Genomic DNA, 17,166 nt, shown 5'->3' with positions numbered 1-17,166 from the left:
CGCCCGTGACTTGGTCGCCCAAGTTGTGTATGACGTTGCCTGGCGGACAGAACCGGACGCGGGTAAAAGGTTCCGCGGCGCAAAGGCTTGGAAAACGTTGATGACACGGATCGATCGATATTTGCTGACAACTTATTTGCGGACCTTGCTGATTTGTTTCTGCAGCTTGTCCGGGATTTTTGTTGTCTTCCATGCCTTCAATAACATGGAAGAGATCGCCGCGTACGCGCGCCGGCAAGGCAGTTTCGTCGACGCCCTCGTCAGTTACTACGGGCCGTTTTTGCTAGCGATCTTTGACGCCACCAACGCGATCCTGGCGGTCTTTGCCTTGGTCTTTTCGGTGGGGGCGTTGAAACGCAACGGCGAGCTGACAGCCTTGCTTGCGGCGGGGCTTTCCCACGGAAGGATCCTCCGCCCGATGTTGATTGCCGCGTTTGTCGTGATCGTGATCGCCGTGATCAATCGCGAACTGTGCATGCCCAACTGGAAAGACCAACTGGGGGCCAAGGCACAAGATCTCGACGGCCAACTGGTCCGAACGCTCAAGCCCAGCTACGACCGGATGACCGGCATTCAATTTCACGGCCGCGGCGTGATTGTGATCAAAAAAGAAATCGTTGCTCCCGCGCTGATGATCCGGTCGGAAATGCCAGGCATGGGAACACAAATTGTCGGCGAGCTGGCTGTTTGGCAAGACGCATCGGACCAACATCCCGATGGCTACCTCCTCAACGACGTCACTCAGCCTCAAGAGATCGACACGATCCCATCGTCCGGATTCGGCGGCAAGCAATTTGTGCTCACGCGAGCCGATAATCCGTGGCTGGAACCGGGGCAATGCTTTGTCGTTTCCAACATTGAATTCGAACATCTGGTGTCCGGAGCGCAAACCGATCGGCTGTCATCGACGCTGCAATTGGTCCGGAACATCCAAAACCCTAGCGTCTACTCGGGGCCCGATGCCGAGGTGCTGCTGCACACACGCATCGTTCGCCCTTGGTTGGATATCAGCCTGGTGTTGTTGGGACTTCCGTTGGTTGTAACACGAGGCGATAAGAATTTGTTTGTCGTTGCCGGTTGGGGACTGGGACTGATCGCCATGTTCTTCTTCGTCAAAACGGTGTTCAGTGGCCTCGGATCCAGCGAGACCCTGATCTCGCCGGCAATGGGCGCTTGGGGACCGATCATCGTCTTCGCTCCCATGGGTTACAGCCGTTGGAAGGCTGCGGCGAGAACATGACGCCGGACGAGATCTCGGTCGTCATCCCTGCGCTCAACGAAGCGGAAAATATCGAGCGCTGCGTGGCGTCCGCCGCAGCCGCTGGGCAGGTGATCGTTGTCGATGGCGGCAGTGACGACGCGACGTTGCAGATCGCGGAAGCGGCCGGTGCGACGGTGATCAGGAGTCCCGCGGGGCGAGCGATGCAGCAGAATGCGGGTGCAAAAGCCGCCACGGGGAAGACGCTTCTGTTTCTGCACGCCGACAATCATCTCGCCCCGACGGCGATCCATCAGGTCTGCGATGCAATGACGCAGCATCCCGAGCGATGGTGGGGCGCGTTGGGGCAACGCATTGAAGCGGCCGGATTTGCGTTCCGTTTGTTGGAACATGGCAATGCGTGGCGAGTTCGCTGGCGCGGATTACCGTTTGGCGACCAAGCGATCTTCGTGCAGCGGGAGCGGTTTGATGAGGTCGGGGGATTTCCCGACGAACCGATCATGGAAGACCTGATCTTGTCGCAGCGATTGCGTCGGATCGGTCGGCCGCTGCTGCTGCCCGGGCCGGTTTACGTCGATCCGCGGCGTTGGCAACAGATGGGCGTGCTGCGGCAGACGTTCCGAAACTTCGGCTTGCAGATCGCCTTTGCGTTGGGCGTTAGCCCGCAGCGGTTGCGTTCGCATTACGCCAACCACGCGGACTCGGATTCGCCCTCAGGCCGCGCGGCGAAACGCTGAGCGGCCTTGAACCTTTGCGATCACCGATCGCTTACGCCAACAATTCGCTCTTCAGCTTTGTCAGCAATGCGACCGCGGCACCGATCTCCTTGAGCTGACGCTCGGGTTCGGCGGGGATCTCGCGTTCGATCGTCAACGGTCCGGTGTAACCGATTTCGTTCAGCGTTTGCAGGTACTTCCGCATGTCGACTTGGCCTTCGCCCAGTGGCACTTCCGCACCCCAGGTTTCGCCCGGCTTGTCGCTCCAGGTGCCATCTTTGCAGTGGACGCTGCGGACGAACTTGCCAACTTTCTGCAGGGCCGGGATCGGTTCGCCCGTACCGTACAGGATCATGTTGGCCGGGTCGAAGTTGACGAACAGATTGTCGCGATCGACGCTGGAGAGGAACTGCAGCAGACCGTCAGCGGTTTCCTGACCGGTCTCCAAGTGAACGCGTTGGCCGTTGTTGGCCGCGTGATCGCAGAGGTCACGCATCACGGTGACGATCCCTTCGTAGGCGGGATCGGTTGTTTCGTGCGGGACAAATCCAAGGTGCAGGGCGACGACGTCGCACTCGATCATCTTGGCAAAGTCGGCGATCTCTTTCATCTCTTGGAGCCGCGCCGCGCGTGTCGCTTCGGGGACCAGCCCGACAGTTTCCACAACGGTCGGGATGTCGGCGTAGCTTTCCCCTTCGAAGCCGCCGAAGACCGCTGTCAATTCGACCGACATCTCCTTCATCTGACGAAGTAATTTGTCAGCGTTGGCTTGGGTTCGCGTTTCCGCTGCCGGTGCGTGCAATTGAATCGTTGGAACGCCCAACTCTTTAATCACTTCCCAACGAACACCCAAGCCTGCATCGACCGATGCAAACACTCCGATTGGCCACTTTTCCACGTCTGTTTCCTTTCAAAGGTCAAATCGCCCCTTCGCGTCCAACATCAAACGCGGGTCTGCCCTGTTGTAACAGAGTCGACGGGCAGAGAACAGCATTGCTAGCGGTTCCCCGGCCATCTGGAGTTTGCCGCGTCGCAAAGATAGGCCGTCACAACCGGTCGGTTCACCTCAAGCCGCAAAGTCGGTGCAACCGATACAAACTAACGCGGCGGCCCTCTTTGGATCGCTGATAACCCTTTTATCTGATGCGATCTCATGCCATCCGCTGCTAGCCGCTCGCAACGCCATTCCGCCCATCCGCTAGGGATGCGCGCCGGGCTGCGCGATTGGGCTGCCGACTGGGGCAAGATCGTTGTGTCGGGCGTCAGCACAGTTGGCGGAATCGCCAACTTTACGCTGCAGATGCTGCGTTGGATCTTCACGTCGCTGCCGCGACGGGAAACGATCCTGCCAAACTTCTACCAAGTGGGCGTGTTGAGCCTGCCGGTGGTGGCGCTGACCGGAACCTTCATCGGAATGGTCTTGGCCGAAAACAGCTACTACCAATTTCAATCGATTGGTTTGGAGAGTCGTCTCGGCGGCGTGATCAACATGACCCTGGTCCGCGAACTGGGGCCAGTCCTCGCGGCGACGATGTTGGCCGGCCGCGTTGGCAGCGCGATGGCGGCGGTTCTGGGTACAATGCGAGTCACCGAACAGATCGATGCTCTGGCAACGATGGGTGCCGATCCGATCCATTATCTGGTCGTACCGCGGTTCTTGGCCTGCATCATGTTGATTCCGGCTCTGACGATCATGGCCGATTTCATGGGAATCGTCGGCGGCTATTTTTACAGCGTGGTCATCCTCGGGATCGACCATGCGGCCTATTTGAATCACTCGCGTCAATTTGTCACGGGATTTGATCTGTTCACGGGGATCTTCAAGAGCCTGTTTTTTGGCGCGGTGATCGCCGTGGTCAGCTGTTACCGCGGCTTCCAAGCCGAAGCGGGAGCCGAGGGCGTGGGCAAAGCGGCGACGGCGGCTTTTGTCCATTCGTTTGTCATGATTCTGGTGCTCGATCTCGTTTTGGGACGTTTGCTGAACATGGTCTATTTCGCATTCTGGCCATCGGGAGTTTCCCTGCTGTGATGGAATCGACGACCGAGACAATCGAAATCCCGAGCGAACCGCCGGAGTCCCATTTTCTGCTCGACGCCCAGGATCTGCACGTCCAAATGTCGGGGCATCACGTCCTCAAACGGATCAACCTGAAGATCCCGCGAGGCGAGACGTTGGCCTTGATCGGCGAGAGCGGATGCGGCAAGACGGTTCTGATGAAGACATTGATCGGCTTGATTCGACCGTCTCGCGGGATCGTCCGTTTCGACGGGCAGAACATCGCCACGATGAATCCTACGCAAACGGTCGAGTTCCGTAAAAAGATCGGTTTCGTTTTCCAGAACGCCGCGCTGTTCGACAGCATGACCGTCGGTCAAAACGTCGCCTTTCCGCTTCGGCAACATGGTGCGGTCGAAGCCGACGAGGTCGAACCGTTGGTCCTGCAGGCGCTTGCCGATGTGGGACTTCCGGATGACATCGTTCGCCGCCGACCAGCTCAGCTGTCCGGCGGAATGCGGAAACGTGTGGGCATCGCGCGGGCCTTGATCCTGCAGCCCGATTTGGTGCTGTATGACGAACCGACAACCGGTTTGGATCCGATCGTGAGCGATGTGATCAACGAATTGATGCTCGGCGTGCGGCGCAAATATCCGGTGACAAGCATCATCGTGACGCACGATATGAACACAGCCCGCAAGGTGGCCGATCGCGTGATCATGCTCTATCCGCGGCGTCGCCTGCAAGACAATGAATCGCAGGTCCTCTTCGACGGTCCCCCGACATCGCTCGAGAATTTTGAAGATCGACGCGTTCGCCAGTTTGTTCGCGGCGAGGCGGGCGAGCGATTGATGGAGATGCGGCAGCGGAGCGACGCGCTTCGCGAATCGCTGATCGAGGATAGCGATGACGACAGCGAAACGACCCCAATCGAATAACAACCTCGCGGCAGGTGGCTGAATGCTCACCGCGAACGACAAGACACGACGCAATTTTTCCAAGTACAAGGTAGTTAGAAGATCATGGACGATCGCAGACTTGAATTCGGCGTTGGCGTATTGGTGCTGGCGGCTATCGGAGTCGCCATCATCTTGATGTTCATCTTCGGTGCCTATCCGGTGCTGTTGAAAAAGGAATATCCGATCACCGCGAACTTCCCCACCGTCGCCGGGATCGATGTCGACACGCCTGTCGTGAAGTATGGCTACCCGATCGGCCGCGTCACCAAAATCCAGCTCGGCGCCGACGGGGTCGACGTGATGATGATGATCGACGCCAAATATCCGATCCACAAAAACGAGATCCCACGGATCGGTTCGCAGCGTCTGGTGACTGGAGAAGCGCGGATCGAGTTTGTCAAAGCCAACGAGAAGCAGTTGTTGGAACTGTTTGATGGCAAGGTGAACAACCCGCCCGACGGGATCTTGCAGCCGATGGAAACTGCGTTCGCACAAGAGTATGTTCCCGAGGATGGTTATTACGTGCGTGTGACCGACGGGGTTTCATCGGATCCGTTTGCGGTGCTGATGAGTCTCGAAGGGGAGTTTCGCGGCACGCTGAAGTCGATCGAAGACGCGGGCAAGTCGGTCGACTCATTGGCTTCGCAATTGGAATCGAACGTCAAAACGCTCTTCAAGGGAGACGGTACGCAGGTCCATCAGATCGCGCAACAGACCTCGCAGACGTTGGAGCAGGTCCGTAAGACGGCGGCGGAAGTCGAATCGATCCTACAAGACACGCAGATGAAAGAGAAGTTGAAGGCGTCGTTGGATCGCTTTCCCGTCCTGCTCGATGATGCGCAAGAGACGATGCATGTCGCTCAACGAGCGATCCAAAGCTTCGAGAACGTCGGCGACTCGGTGAACGATACGGTCAAGTCGGTCGACCGCACGGTTCGTAACATCGAACGCTTCACCACGCCGCTGGCGGACAACTCCGACGAATTGGTCGAAAACGTGATGCGAAGTCTCAACAACCTGGATCAGGTGTTGGTGCAAGTCGCTTACTTTACCGAGCAGCTGAACGAAGGGGACGGCACGATCAAACGCTTGATCGAAGACGACGAACTCTACTGGCAGGTCCGCCGGATCGCCGGCAATATCGAAAACTTGACGGCTCGGGTCCGCCCGATCGTCGACGACGCTCGCGTCTTCGCCGACAAGATCGCTCGCGATCCCGGCACCCTCGGAGTCCGCGGTGCACTCAACCGACGTCCACAAGGAGCGGGCCTGAAGTAAGACTGCAGCGCTGCGGTTCATCGTTTAGCCGCGTGCCCATCGGGCCGCGTTTTGGATGTGGCATCGACGATGTAGGAATTAGCGGCGGGATGTAGTGGACGAGGTTACGAGTCCCTGCGATTTGGTCTTACGAGTCCCAGAGATCTGGTCTTACGAGTCCCAGCGATTTGGTCTTACGAGTCCCAGAGATTTGGTCTTACGAGTCCCAGAGATTTGGTCTGATGCATGCAGAAGGACTCGTAGCCTCGTCCACTACGCCTCGTTGAACGGTATTGCGGTTAAACGACGGGGCTCAGCGAGCAGCCTTAGCGTTTGGGCCGCGCCGTGATGCTCCAGACCTTCGGCGTCCTCACCCTTGGCCGGACCTCGCCGCTGGGGAGCATGATCTGGTCGTTCCACCGCACCGCCGCCGTTGTAACCTGGTTCTGTGGCATCGTGCCGGCGGAGCTCCACATATCGGAGATGGTGTCGTACGCCAGAGCTTGTCGCGGGAAACCTGGGTGGGCGTCCCGAAGCGCGTCGGAGCGATCGAAAAGCGTTCCGTCAGCGCCGCCGAGCACCAGCACTTGGCGCTTCCCCGATCCGGTCGCGGTCCCCGCCATCACGCATCGTGGCGCGGAACGGCGTTTTCTCCAGGTCTGCGTCGTAGGCGCGAATTCCCAAACATCGTCCAGGAATTCGATTCCCTCTGCCCCATCGCGACGACCGCTGATCACATACAGACAATCCTCTTGCCCGTTGTGTTGGGCTACGGTCAAGTTGAACGCGCGACGGCCGCCGGGACACGCCGGATGTTCCCGCCACTGAAACCGCTGGGGATCATCGCGCGCGGACAGATCGAGCGACCATAGATTGTCCATCGCCGAATCGAGCCCGCTTCCGGTCTGTCCCCCGGCGAGATAGATCACGTCGCCGATAAGTGCCGCCTGAGCATAAACACAGGGGCGAGGAAGCTTGGGATATTCGTGTCGCTCGACCTTTCGAGTCTCCGCATTCCAGCGCAACACAAACACATCGTCGAAGATATTCTCCGCATCGTTGCCGCCAATACAGACGATGCCGTCGGAGGTCGACATGGTTGCTCCGTAAGCGATCGGTCGGGGTAGCGTGCCGCCATCGATCCACTGCAACTGCTCGCCCGAACGGACCAGCACATGAATCCGGTCGTGCCAGATTTTGTCGGTCTCCCAAACCGGCAGCGGAAAGTTCGCGCCGCCAGCGACGATCAGCGCGTCGTTGTGGACTCCGGCAAACGGGCCCGCAACCCCCAGTTCGTCTGGCAGATCGGGAAGCGGTTGCCAGTCGAGCGCAATGCCTTCGGTGCGGGATTCATCACCAGGGCAAACCGCCGCAGTGCCAAAGAGCATGGCGCTCACGAGCCAGATGATTCGACAGGAGACCAGGGAAACGCTCATGTCGTCGATCCGATCGCTTGCAAGCCATCGACGCCCACGGCATCGAAGAAGCCGATCGCATCGAGATCGTTGCGCAAGGCATCGCGTTGCGATTGTGTTAGCGTGGCGACGGGCAGCCGGCTGGGGCCGCAATCGTGGCCGATCATCGACATGATCGCCTTTTGAGCACCTCGTGGTCCGTAGGGGATGAACGCTCGAACGATTGCTTGGGACAGCGACTGTTGGCGGCGGGCCTCGTCCAAATCGCCCGCGGCAAAGGCGGCCAATAGACGCTGGTAGATCGGGGCGGCAAAGTTGTAGGTGCTGCCGACGGCGGCTTGCGCACCGGCGCCGAGGCCGCTCAACAACATCTCATCCAATCCCCACAGCAACTGGAATCGGTCGCCGGCAAACTCCAAACAGCTTTGGAATTCAAACACGTTGGTCGACGTGAATTTGATCCCACGCAGCGTCGGGATGCGATCGGCGGCCAGCCGCAAAAAGTCGACCATGCTGCAATTGACGCCGGTCACCGCGGGGATGTGGTAGTAATAGAACGGCAGATTCGGGGCCCCCGCGGCGATCTCTGCCATCGAATCGACAAGCGTCTCCACGCAATCGGGTTTGAAGTAGACCGGACTGACGGCGGAGACCGCGTCGGCACCGATCCGCTGGGCGTGGGCTGCCAGTTCCCGGGCGCTGCTCAAGCTTTCGCACCCCACCTGCACGATCACCGGCAACCGACCGGCGGCCGATTGCACAAACGCTTCGGCAACGGTGCACCGTTCCGTTGCTGTCAGCGACGGACCTTCGCCGGTGCTGCCCAACACATACAACCCCGCGACGTTGTCGTCGACTAAGCGATCGACCATGGCGGGGATTGGGGCAGTATCGACCGTTCGGTCGCCGGCCAGCGGCGTAAAGGTTGCAGCGACCAAGCCCTGCAACGGATCGGTTTTCAACGACATCGATTCACCCGTTACTTGTTGTTTGAAGTCTTGATGTCGTTGGCCATCGCATCGGTTTCGGCAATTTTGAACCGAGTCGAAACGACCGAATGCTTTTCGGGGCCGGGAGCATATTTGACGTAAGTCGTGGCGACGATCGTTCCGTCGGGCAGAAGTTCCACGCCGGGATAACCGCAATCGAGGCGGTTGGAGGCGTAGTTCTGCAGCAGCTTGATCCGATATTGTCCCGGTCGGCCGTTGCGGATGTCATCGTAGGTTCCGACCCAAGCGACGAAGTCGCCGCGGGTGGGGCTGTTGATCGCGACGTCGCGGAACGCGAACACCCAGCGGCCATCTTCCAATTGAACGCCGATGTGTCGATCGCCGGTCAAGCCCCACGATGTGTCGACCGGTTCGCTCCACGTTTCCCCTTCGTCATCGGAGAACATCATCAAACTGCGGCCACGGTGGGTGTTCTCTCGCATCAGGACGCAGATCTGTTTTCCGTCGGGCGATCGCAACGCAAACGGTTCGCATGGGTTCTTCCCTTCCACCGCGGCAACCACGCGTGGTTCCGACCATGTGAGCCCACCATCGTTGGTCACGGTCTGCAGAACGTTCAATGGTGTGCGATCCTTTCCGTCGGGGCCCTTGTGGAAAAACCCAATGTAGCTGCCGTCTTTGCGTTGCAAGACGCTGCTGAATGTCATCACGCAGGGAAATCCAAGTGGCGGCATCTCTTTCCACGTCGCCCCACCATCTTCGCTCATGATGCTAGGCATTCCCGGACCGCCTCGTTTGCCGAGCGCTGCCGACCAAACCCACAGCCGTTCCTTTTTATCGGGACCGACCAACCGGTAGATGCTGGGGCAATTCTGATGGGTCGAAAATCCAGCGGGCAATTGATCGTCGATTCGCGACCAGGTCAGCCCTCCATCGCTGCTCTTGGCCATCGGTCCCGCCGATCCGCCGTGATTGATGCACCAGACCGTGAAGATCGTTTTTCCATCGGGCATCAACAGTGTCGTTGGATGGCCTTGGTAGACCTTGGGTGTTCCCTCTGCGATCACGACATGCCGGTCGGTTTGCTTGGCGATATCGACGATCGGAAGGTTGGGCTTTTCGGCGGCGTGAGCGAGCCCAAGGCCGCTTAAAAGACAGCCTGCAGAAATTAAGAATCGCTGGAGCATGGTGAGAAATCCTTTGTTGGAGATGGGATGCGAGGAGTCGTAGGGAAACGTGGGTGAGGACGCGGCTAAACTCAGCTTATGGGCAAACGACGAACCGCGGAATGAGCACGGCTTTGGCCTAGTCTATTCCAGAGCAAAGTCGATCGTTTGCGAACCGGGTTCGACCACCGCGGTCAAGGTGGACTGGGCATTGAATTTCGCTGGCAGCAGCGGCATCGCATCGCTTGGCGATTGATCCCCTTCCATCGCCGATTCATTGCTGATCGTGACCTTGTGATCCCCCAGCAACGCTCCGGGAGCATCCTTCACAAACAACAATTCATATTGTCCTTGGTCGTCGGTCATTGCAACCGACGGCCGTCCTTCCTGAGGTTGGAATGTCACGACGGCACTGGGGACCGGTCGCCCTTCGTAGGTAACGACGCCGGTGACCGCACCGAGTTCAGGTAGGTTGGATCCGCCGCATCCGACCAACACAAGGGTGAGCAGAGCGGCGGCGAATACAGATCGTTGCGGAGAAACGGATAGCAACATGGCAAGTGAAGGCATGGTAAACCGAAGAACGCGATGGAGGGGGAGGGAGTGAATCGTTGGGCAGAGGGTCGACGGCGACCCTCCTTTTGCCTTACGCGGTTCGTTAGGGCAGTGAGACCGGATTTCCATCCGATTTGTGGCCCAAATATTGATAGACCGTTTGGTCGATGGTTTCGGTGAGGAAGCTGACCGATCCATCGCCAAGCACAAACATCGCGCCGCCGGGATGAAGGCTGGTGAAGGGCTGGTTGCCCGTCCAATTAGTTGCCGACACCAAGGCGGGATCGTTGATGGGGGACGTGACGACGCCAACGATTGTGAGCAACCCGCCACCGCTGCAGGACAAACATTTGTGCGTCCGCGGTGCGCCAGGCCAAACGGCCGCTCCGTAGCCGTCGTCGGTACCGGTGGTGCGTTTTTCTGACGACCGTTCCCCGATAAACAATGTGTTGCTCAATCCATCCAACACGTCGCGGAATGCGACTTTGGCATTGACGCCAAACGCGCCTTCGGGGCGAATCGGCAGCGGTTCGTCTTTGACCCATTGCCGCAAATAGCCGAAGACGGCGGGGTAGTTCGATCGCCCAAAGCTTTCGACGTGCCCGCTCTGGTCCTCACCGATATCCGACGGACAGCGATAGGCGGGTAGAGGTTGATCGACCAATGGATTCAGGTACTGTTCTTTCAAATGCTTTTGCGTGACCTCCAACTGGTCGTACATGTTCTGCGACTCGAGGAATGGAAGAATCAACGCACTCCACGCCCAGCCCGATTTGGCAAAGCGACAGCCGTCGGCGACGCAAACCTTATCGGTTTCGACACTCAGCTGGCCCGTGGGCAAGACCCGATAGGTATCGTGGTAGTTGTGCAATGCCAAACCGATCTGCTTGAGATTGTTAGAGCACTGCATCCGACGAGCCGCCTCGCGAGCCGCTTGAACTGCGGGCAAAAGCAGGCCGACGAGTATGCCGATGATTGCGATCACAACCAACAGCTCGACGAGGGTGAAGCCTAAATGTTTGCGTTTCATCACATGAACCTCAACGGAACTATAGGAAAGTCGAATGAATCTCTTCGTTGTGGACACAACGTCTGGTGGGGCGTCGCGAAACCAAAGTGAAATCACCGGTCGTTTCGCAACAAAAGCTTTTTGCATGCCCGTCGCCCCGCGTTTGAGGTGATGGCATGCGTTTGGAATTCATCAATGCTGCTCGATCTGCCGTTTAGGGCCAGCAGTGCCCGGATAAGCACCGCTGTATTCTAGGTGAAGATCGCGTGGTGACAATTCGCATGTTCCGCAAAAGTATTGGCATTTTCACTACCGCAGATTACGTTGCTTATTGGCTGGTGTGCAGGGAAATGGTTTCAGGCACGAACAGGGCGTGTCTTGTCAACGCGTTGCTGTTTGTGAAGTGGTGGGACGCATGGGATTACAAGACGTGGAGAGACCGGGAAATGAAACGCGCAATATCCTGCTTGCATTGGGTTGGTATTACCCGGAGATCCATCATGGGGTTGCCCGATTTGCGCGCGATCATCATTGGCACGTGACGGCCGACTTCGATGATTTGGTTCCCGAGCACTGGCGCGGCGATGGAGTGGTGACGTTGCTGGGGGCGAGGCAAAACCTGTGGCGCAAGCTGCGACGCTTGAAGGTGCCGATCGTCGATCTGGCGGAAAGCCGCCCCGATATCGCGTTGCCCCGGGTCACGATGGACAATGCGGCGATCGGACGGATTGCGGCAGCGCATTTTGTCGAGCGAGGGTTTCGGAATTTTGCCTTTGTGCATCGCTGGGATCTGGGCGTCAGCCGGGTTCGTCGCGATGCGTTTAAAACGGCGCTGGCGGTGGCGGGGCATCGATGCGAGGTGCTCAATTGGAACAAGGAGGCGGGACGCAGCTCCGACACGCGTGAACAACGGCACCGATGGTTGGTGCGGCGGCTTTCGACGCTTCCCAAACCGTTGGCGGTGTTCGCGATGCGCGATGTCGAAGCGGTGGAAGTGATCGAGGCGTGCATCGCCGCGGGGATCGCGATTCCCGATCAAGTTGCGGTGCTGGGCGTCGACAACACCGATACGATCTGCGATTGCCTGCGTGTGCCGCTATCGAGCGTGAACACGAATTGGGAACAGGTCGGCTATCAAGGGGCTGCGCTGTTGGAACGTCTGATCTGTGGCGAGCCAGCTCCCGCGACGCCGATCTATATTCCCGCGGTCGGCGTTTGCCAGCGGCGCAGCACCGACAGTCTCGCCGTGGAACATCCCGCCGTGGTCGCCGCACTCCGCTTCATCCACGATCACAGCGCCGAAGCGATCGACATGACGGATGTCGTGCGGCACGTTGCGATGTCGCGCAGCGGGCTCGAGAAAGCATTTCGGGAATACTACATTCGCCCGCCGATGGAAGAACTGCGACACGTCCGACTGAACCGAGCCCGGAAGGAACTGTTGGAGACCGACGACAAGATCATCGCGATCGCTCGCCGCACCGGGTTTCAAACGTCGCAAAACTTGTGTCGCGTCTTTCAGCAACAATTGGGGATCACGCCGAAGCAGTTTCGTTTGCAGCATCGCTAGGGCTGCGGTTCGCGGACCTCTTCGATCCGATTCGTCGACGCGATACAATCATCCCCCGCGTTGGTCGAGGATCGAACGAAGTCCCGCCGCGCGTCATCCGCCTTCTTTTTCGCAACGCCGCAAGGATCCCATGACCACGATTTATCACAACCCTCGCTGTTCGAAATCGCGCGCCGCCGTCGAATTGCTGGATAGCCGAAAGATCGAATATACGGTCGTTAAATATCTCGAAACGCCCCCGACCGAAAAAGAACTATCCGAGATCGTTGCGATGTTAGGGATTCCGCCGCAACAGTTGGCGCGGCGTGGCGAAGCGGTCTTCAAAGAACTGGGGCTGGGGGAGAAGCCACTTTCCGACAAAGAGTGGTTGGCCGTTTTGGCTGCCAACCCAAAGCTGATCGAACGGCCAATCGTCGTTCACGAAGGCCAAGCTGCAATCGGTCGCCCGATCGAGAACATCGCGGCAATACTGGACAACTAATGCGTTGCGATGGCCAATCCGCCAGGTGCATGGAAATGCCTGCCTGGCAGCCGTTTGCCGGAAGGGCACCCTCCCATGTGCTACCATCCACTCCAGGCCACATCGTCAACGCAAAGCAATTGATTGACCGATGCGAATCTTAAAGCGACTGATTGGTTTTCAATCTCCAGTTTGTTAAACTTGCATGATCGCGTGTTGCGGGGCACGGGCCTTTAAATACGCGATGTTATGAACTTGATTCGATTTGCTTATAGCTGCGTTTGCGTGATCTTCGGATTCCGATCTGGTTTGGGCGACACAAAGGACGATGCGAATGTTACAGAACCGGAAAAAGCTGTTGCTGCAGAAAGCGGGACGCGAGGCGATGATTGCAGCGGGGCGTTTTAATGCCAAGCTGTTGGATTACGTTCGCCCGCACGTAAAGGCTGGCATCCAAACCGGCACGATCGATGAATTGATTCACAAATTCACGATCGATCATGGGCACAAACCTGCGACGCTGGGATACCAGGGGTTTACGAAGAGTTGTTGCACGAGCATCAATGATGTGATCTGCCACGGAATTCCAGGGGATTACACGCTTGTCGACGGCGACATCGTGAACGTCGACATCACCTCGGTCGTCAACGGCTGGTTCGGCGACCAGTCCGAAACGTTTTTGATCGGAGAGGTCAGCGACGAAGCCCGCGCGGTGACGCAGTGCGCTTTCGATTGCCTGTACATCGGGATCGATGCACTGACCCCAGGTTGTAAGGTGTCGGTGATTGGTGATGCGATCGTGGCCGAAGCCCATCGCCGCGGATTCAGCGTTGTCCGCGAATACGTCGGGCACGGTTTGGGCCGCCAGTTCCACCAAGACCCATCGATTCCGCACTATCCGAACCGACAGAGCCGGCAAGATCGGCTGTTGCCCGGAATGGCGTTTACCGTCGAACCGATGATTAACGCCGGCAGCCGCTTTACGACCCTCGATAGTGTCGACGGCTGGACCGTGCGAACCAAGGATGGTCGCTTTTCGGCTCAGTTCGAGCACACCGTGTTGATGACCGAAGCGGGCCCTCAAATCCTCACTCAAACCCAAGATGGACCGAAAAAAGGCCACATCTTTTAATCCGTCAGCGGGAAGAGGAAATTCTCTGCCTTGCGGCGGATCGAATGGGAGTGCCCGCCGAAGGACTGGTGGGAGCTCCGAAGCCCCCTAACGCGACTGTATGATCGCTTCCGCCAACAACAGGTCGTCGGGGCTGGTGATCTTTAGATTCAGAGGCGACCCTTCGACCAAATGGACCTTGCCGCCGGCGCGTTCGACGAGGCTGGCATCATCGGTCACCGGCCATCCGCGCCATCGCGCGTATGCATCGACCAACAGCTGACGCCGGAACAATTGCGGCGTCTGCGCTTCCCACAATCGTGATCGATCCACCGTCGTTTGCACGATCGATTCCACGTTGGCTCGTTTGATCGTGCCCCGAACAGGCGTGGCCAACATCACCGCGTCGTGCGATGCGGCGGCAACAAACAGACGCTGCAAATCAGCATTCGGAACCAGCGGCCGCGCGGCGTCGTGGACGGCGATGTAGGATGCGCAATCGATTCGCGCGATCGCTTGCAACACGCTCTCATAACGTTCGCTGCCTCCATCGACCAGGTCGATTCCCAGCGTCGAGACCGCTTCGGAAAACTCGCTTTCCCAACGCGGACGGTCGTCCGGATGGATCGCGATCACGATTTGACCGACTTCGGCAAACGCGCGCAATCGCTGCGCCGCGTGCCACCAAACGGGATGCCCCGCCAAGCTGGCGAAGATCTTCGATTGCGGCCCGCCAAAACGACGGCTGGTCCCGGCCGCGGGAAAAATCACCGCGACCGATCCAGGTTCCAAGAAAGCTTGCATCGCGAGGGGCCTACCTGCGAGCTCGCTCGTGCTTCAGCGGCAACCACGCCGCGTCCTGCTTGCTGCTCTCGACGCACTGTTGGATGAAGTACATTCCTTCGACGCCGTCGTTCACATTCGGATAGATCGTGTTGACGCGTTCGATCGGGCCTCCTTCGGCGCGGGCGACCATCGCATCGAAGGCCGATGCATAGACGTTGGCAAACGCTTCGAAGAAGCCTTCCGGGTGACCGCTAGGCAAACGGCAAGCTGCCGCCGCACCGGGCGTCGTGTGGGGCGCGTTTGGATCGCGGGTGTAAATCTTATGCGGCTGGCCATTGGCCCGAACGATCATCTCGTTCGGATTCTCCTGCCGCCATTGCAATGCCCCCTTGGTGCCATCGATCTCGATCGAGACATCGTTTTCGCGACCGTGGCTGATCTGCGACGCGGTGACCGTTCCCAAGGCACCGTTTTGGTAACGGATCACGGCGGTTCCGTAATCATCCAGTTTGCGGCCGGGTTCAAACGTTTTCAAATGGCAACTGATCTGATCGGGCAACAAGCCCGTCATGTAGCGGCCCAGGTTGTAGGCGTGCGTGGCGATGTCGCCGAAGCAGCCCGCGGCACCACTTTTTGTCGGGTCGGTGCGCCATGCAGCTTGTTTCTGATCCGAATCTTCCAAGCGGGTTCGCAGCCATCCTTGGATGTAGTTGCTGCGGATCGCTTGGATCTCCCCCAGTTCGCCGCTGGCGATCATTTCGCGTGCTTGGCGGACCAATGGATAGCCGGTGTAGTTGTGCGACAACGCGAAGATCACATCGCTCTGTTCGACCGCTTTGGCAAGCGTTTCCGCTTGGGCAAGATCGAAGGTCATCGGCTTGTCGCAGACGACATTAAAACCGGCTTCGACCGCGGCCAGTGCGACTTCGAAGTGCGTGTGGTTGGGAGTTGTGATGCTGACGAAATCGATCCGTTGATCGTCGGGCAACTTGCTCTCGGCGTCCAACATGTCCTCGTAGGAACCGTAGGCCCGGTCTTCGCTGATCGCATAATCGGGAGCCGACGCTTTGGATCGCTCGGGATTGCTCGATAGCGCTCCGGCGGTCACGACGGCGCGGTTATCAAGGCATGCCGCGATCGAATGCACGCGTCCAATGAATGATCCCTGGCCGCCTCCGACCATTCCCATCCGCAGCTTTCGGTTCAGCGGTGCGTTGATTCCCATCTTGTCGTAACTCCCGTAATTCAGCGTGGTGCAAAAAGCCCGGCTCGCGATCGATTGCAATTTCGGCGAGCGGAGGATTTGTTTAAGGATGTGCATCGTAAATCGCGGTGCGTTGGCGTACAATCCACCGTGGCGGTTCTTGTGGTGGCCGATCCCCCTATTGTCCAATGTTCGGAGTGAAAAGAATGAACGAGACTTCCTCTTGTTGTGCTGGTATGAAAGGATTTTACGGCGTCTTGGCCGCCTGCCTGCTGTGTGGCATCGGTTACCTGGCCGGCACGCAAACCCGCGAACCAGGGTTCTCGCTGCCGCCTCATTTGATCAACGCCACGGCCAGTGATTCGGGAGAGGAATTTTCGCTCGCGACGGGCCGTGTCAGCGGAGATGCCGAAGGGTTGTTCGTATTAGACCATGCGACCGGATTACTGCAGTGCTATGTGATGTACCCGCGAACGGCAAAGTTTGGAGCGGTCTTTAGCGCCAACGTGGGCGAAGCGCTCGCAGGCCGTGGCGAAAAGGGGTCGAAATACATCATGGTCACCGGCGATGCCAACTTCCCCGGCGGTGGACGCAGTGCGCCCGCCGGAACCGTACTGTACGTTCTCGATGGAACCAGCGGCGCGTTTGTCGCCTACGGACTGCCGTTTGACCGTACGATGATGACGGCCAATCGATCGCAACAGGGTGTCCTGACGCCATTGGACATGGGGCAAGTGCGACAGATGGCGATCCGCGAATAGCTTCGCCCACGGATCGACGCGAAGCGCGCAGG

General features: G+C 58.5%; 17 protein-coding genes. 9 read left to right on the top strand and 8 right to left on the bottom strand.

Features of this window, described 5'->3' with window-relative positions; all coding sequences use genetic code 11:
• The first annotated feature begins 100 nt into the window (after positions 1-100).
• Together Poly24_RS12020 and Poly24_RS12015 are read left to right on the top strand one after the other, a co-directional pair.
• Positions 101-1,240 (top strand): LptF/LptG family permease, encoded by a 1,140-nt coding sequence (locus Poly24_RS12020; protein WP_145095192.1) that lies wholly within the window; start codon positions 101-103, stop codon positions 1,238-1,240.
• Entirely contained in the window at positions 1,237-1,956 is a 720-nt protein-coding gene (locus Poly24_RS12015) for a TIGR04283 family arsenosugar biosynthesis glycosyltransferase (protein WP_145095189.1), read from the top strand. The genes Poly24_RS12020 and Poly24_RS12015 overlap by 4 nt, the downstream gene beginning before the upstream one ends.
• A 31-nt stretch (positions 1,957-1,987) precedes the next feature.
• On the opposite strand, the gene Poly24_RS12010 is transcribed toward Poly24_RS12015, so the two are convergent.
• Positions 1,988-2,833: a sugar phosphate isomerase/epimerase family protein gene (locus tag Poly24_RS12010; protein WP_145095186.1), complete on the bottom strand. Its 846-nt coding sequence runs from the start codon at positions 2,831-2,833 to the stop codon at positions 1,988-1,990.
• Between the two features lie 306 nt (positions 2,834-3,139).
• Here Poly24_RS12010 and Poly24_RS12005 point away from each other — a divergent pair, with 306 nt between their 5' ends.
• The 3 genes from Poly24_RS12005 to Poly24_RS11995 all read left to right on the top strand — a co-directional run bounded on the left by Poly24_RS12005 (position 3,140) and on the right by Poly24_RS11995 (position 6,168).
• Positions 3,140-3,964, top strand: coding sequence for an MlaE family ABC transporter permease (locus Poly24_RS12005; RefSeq protein ID WP_231753634.1), 825 nt, complete (start codon positions 3,140-3,142; stop codon positions 3,962-3,964).
• Complete coding sequence (locus tag Poly24_RS12000) at positions 3,964-4,869, top strand: ABC transporter ATP-binding protein (RefSeq protein WP_145102836.1); 906 nt, start codon at positions 3,964-3,966, stop codon at positions 4,867-4,869. The genes Poly24_RS12005 and Poly24_RS12000 overlap by 1 nt, the downstream gene beginning before the upstream one ends.
• A gap of 84 nt (positions 4,870-4,953) precedes the next feature.
• The gene (locus tag Poly24_RS11995) at positions 4,954-6,168 is read left to right on the top strand and encodes an MlaD family protein (RefSeq protein WP_145095180.1); all 1,215 of its coding nucleotides are present in this window, start codon (positions 4,954-4,956) and stop codon (positions 6,166-6,168) included.
• 305 nt (positions 6,169-6,473) lie between these two features.
• Here Poly24_RS11995 and Poly24_RS11990 read toward each other — a convergent pair whose 3' ends face one another.
• From Poly24_RS11990 to Poly24_RS11970, 5 genes are all read right to left on the bottom strand, one after another.
• A complete protein-coding gene (locus Poly24_RS11990) occupies positions 6,474-7,583 on the bottom strand; it encodes a Kelch repeat-containing protein (RefSeq protein WP_145095177.1) in 1,110 nt (369 codons plus the stop codon).
• Positions 7,580-8,530, bottom strand: coding sequence for a dihydrodipicolinate synthase family protein (locus Poly24_RS11985; RefSeq protein ID WP_145095174.1), 951 nt, complete (start codon positions 8,528-8,530; stop codon positions 7,580-7,582). Before Poly24_RS11985 ends, Poly24_RS11990 begins: the two co-directional genes overlap by 4 nt.
• An 11-nt stretch (positions 8,531-8,541) precedes the next feature.
• A complete protein-coding gene (locus tag Poly24_RS11980; protein WP_145095171.1) occupies positions 8,542-9,699 on the bottom strand; it encodes a sialidase family protein in 1,158 nt (385 codons plus the stop codon).
• Positions 9,700-9,822: 123 nt separating this feature from the next.
• Entirely contained in the window at positions 9,823-10,233 is a 411-nt protein-coding gene (locus tag Poly24_RS11975) for a transthyretin-like family protein (RefSeq protein WP_145095167.1), read from the bottom strand.
• Between the two features lie 103 nt (positions 10,234-10,336).
• Positions 10,337-11,263 (bottom strand): DUF1559 family PulG-like putative transporter, encoded by a 927-nt coding sequence (locus tag Poly24_RS11970; RefSeq protein WP_197452519.1) that lies wholly within the window; start codon positions 11,261-11,263, stop codon positions 10,337-10,339.
• Between the two features lie 394 nt (positions 11,264-11,657).
• Here Poly24_RS11970 and Poly24_RS11965 point away from each other — a divergent pair, with 394 nt between their 5' ends.
• From Poly24_RS11965 to map, 3 genes are all read left to right on the top strand, one after another.
• Positions 11,658-12,812 (top strand): XylR family transcriptional regulator, encoded by a 1,155-nt coding sequence (locus Poly24_RS11965; protein ID WP_145095161.1) that lies wholly within the window; start codon positions 11,658-11,660, stop codon positions 12,810-12,812.
• 130 nt (positions 12,813-12,942) lie between these two features.
• On the top strand, positions 12,943-13,293 hold the full coding sequence (gene arsC / locus Poly24_RS11960; protein ID WP_145095158.1) for an arsenate reductase (glutaredoxin): 351 nt from the start codon (positions 12,943-12,945) through the stop codon (positions 13,291-13,293).
• A gap of 313 nt (positions 13,294-13,606) precedes the next feature.
• Positions 13,607-14,404 (top strand): type I methionyl aminopeptidase, encoded by a 798-nt coding sequence (gene map, locus Poly24_RS11955; RefSeq protein ID WP_145095156.1) that lies wholly within the window; start codon positions 13,607-13,609, stop codon positions 14,402-14,404.
• An 87-nt stretch (positions 14,405-14,491) separates the two neighbouring features.
• Here map and ispD read toward each other — a convergent pair whose 3' ends face one another.
• Together ispD and Poly24_RS11945 are read right to left on the bottom strand one after the other, a co-directional pair.
• A complete protein-coding gene (gene ispD, locus Poly24_RS11950; protein ID WP_145095153.1) occupies positions 14,492-15,187 on the bottom strand; it encodes a 2-C-methyl-D-erythritol 4-phosphate cytidylyltransferase in 696 nt (231 codons plus the stop codon).
• Between the two features lie 10 nt (positions 15,188-15,197).
• Positions 15,198-16,490 (bottom strand): Gfo/Idh/MocA family protein, encoded by a 1,293-nt coding sequence (locus tag Poly24_RS11945; protein ID WP_231753596.1) that lies wholly within the window; start codon positions 16,488-16,490, stop codon positions 15,198-15,200.
• A gap of 89 nt (positions 16,491-16,579) precedes the next feature.
• Between Poly24_RS11945 and Poly24_RS11940 the strand changes: the two genes are divergently transcribed.
• On the top strand, positions 16,580-17,134 hold the full coding sequence (locus tag Poly24_RS11940) for a hypothetical protein (protein ID WP_145095150.1): 555 nt from the start codon (positions 16,580-16,582) through the stop codon (positions 17,132-17,134).
• Positions 17,135-17,166: the final 32 nt, after the last annotated feature.

Origin of the sequence: Rosistilla carotiformis (assembly GCF_007753095.1) — a bacterium.
Lineage (GTDB): Bacteria > Planctomycetota > Planctomycetia > Pirellulales > Pirellulaceae > Rosistilla > Rosistilla carotiformis.
This window is presented reverse-complemented; position numbering and strand designations above follow the sequence as displayed.

Bases quoted from the DNA above. Each gene is read 5' to 3' on its own strand.
- map (WP_145095156.1), top strand. From the start codon at position 13,607: ATGTTACAGAACCGGAAAAAGCTGTTGCTGCAGAAAGCGGGACGCGAG.
- Poly24_RS12015 (WP_145095189.1), top strand. From the start codon at position 1,237: ATGACGCCGGACGAGATCTCGGTCGTCATCCCTGCGCTCAACGAAGCG.
- Poly24_RS11970 (WP_197452519.1), bottom strand. From the start codon at position 11,263: ATGAAACGCAAACATTTAGGCTTCACCCTCGTCGAGCTGTTGGTTGTG.
- Poly24_RS11945 (WP_231753596.1), bottom strand. From the start codon at position 16,490: ATGCACATCCTTAAACAAATCCTCCGCTCGCCGAAATTGCAATCGATC.
- ispD (WP_145095153.1), bottom strand. From the start codon at position 15,187: ATGCAAGCTTTCTTGGAACCTGGATCGGTCGCGGTGATTTTTCCCGCG.
- Poly24_RS11985 (WP_145095174.1), bottom strand. From the start codon at position 8,530: ATGTCGTTGAAAACCGATCCGTTGCAGGGCTTGGTCGCTGCAACCTTT.
- arsC (WP_145095158.1), top strand. From the start codon at position 12,943: ATGACCACGATTTATCACAACCCTCGCTGTTCGAAATCGCGCGCCGCC.
- Poly24_RS12000 (WP_145102836.1), top strand. From the start codon at position 3,964: ATGGAATCGACGACCGAGACAATCGAAATCCCGAGCGAACCGCCGGAG.
- Poly24_RS12005 (WP_231753634.1), top strand. From the start codon at position 3,140: ATGCGCGCCGGGCTGCGCGATTGGGCTGCCGACTGGGGCAAGATCGTT.
- Poly24_RS11995 (WP_145095180.1), top strand. From the start codon at position 4,954: ATGGACGATCGCAGACTTGAATTCGGCGTTGGCGTATTGGTGCTGGCG.
- Poly24_RS11940 (WP_145095150.1), top strand. From the start codon at position 16,580: ATGAACGAGACTTCCTCTTGTTGTGCTGGTATGAAAGGATTTTACGGC.
- Poly24_RS11975 (WP_145095167.1), bottom strand. From the start codon at position 10,233: ATGTTGCTATCCGTTTCTCCGCAACGATCTGTATTCGCCGCCGCTCTG.
- Poly24_RS11990 (WP_145095177.1), bottom strand. From the start codon at position 7,583: ATGAGCGTTTCCCTGGTCTCCTGTCGAATCATCTGGCTCGTGAGCGCC.
- Poly24_RS12020 (WP_145095192.1), top strand. From the start codon at position 101: ATGACACGGATCGATCGATATTTGCTGACAACTTATTTGCGGACCTTG.
- Poly24_RS11980 (WP_145095171.1), bottom strand. From the start codon at position 9,699: ATGCTCCAGCGATTCTTAATTTCTGCAGGCTGTCTTTTAAGCGGCCTT.
- Poly24_RS11965 (WP_145095161.1), top strand. From the start codon at position 11,658: ATGGGATTACAAGACGTGGAGAGACCGGGAAATGAAACGCGCAATATC.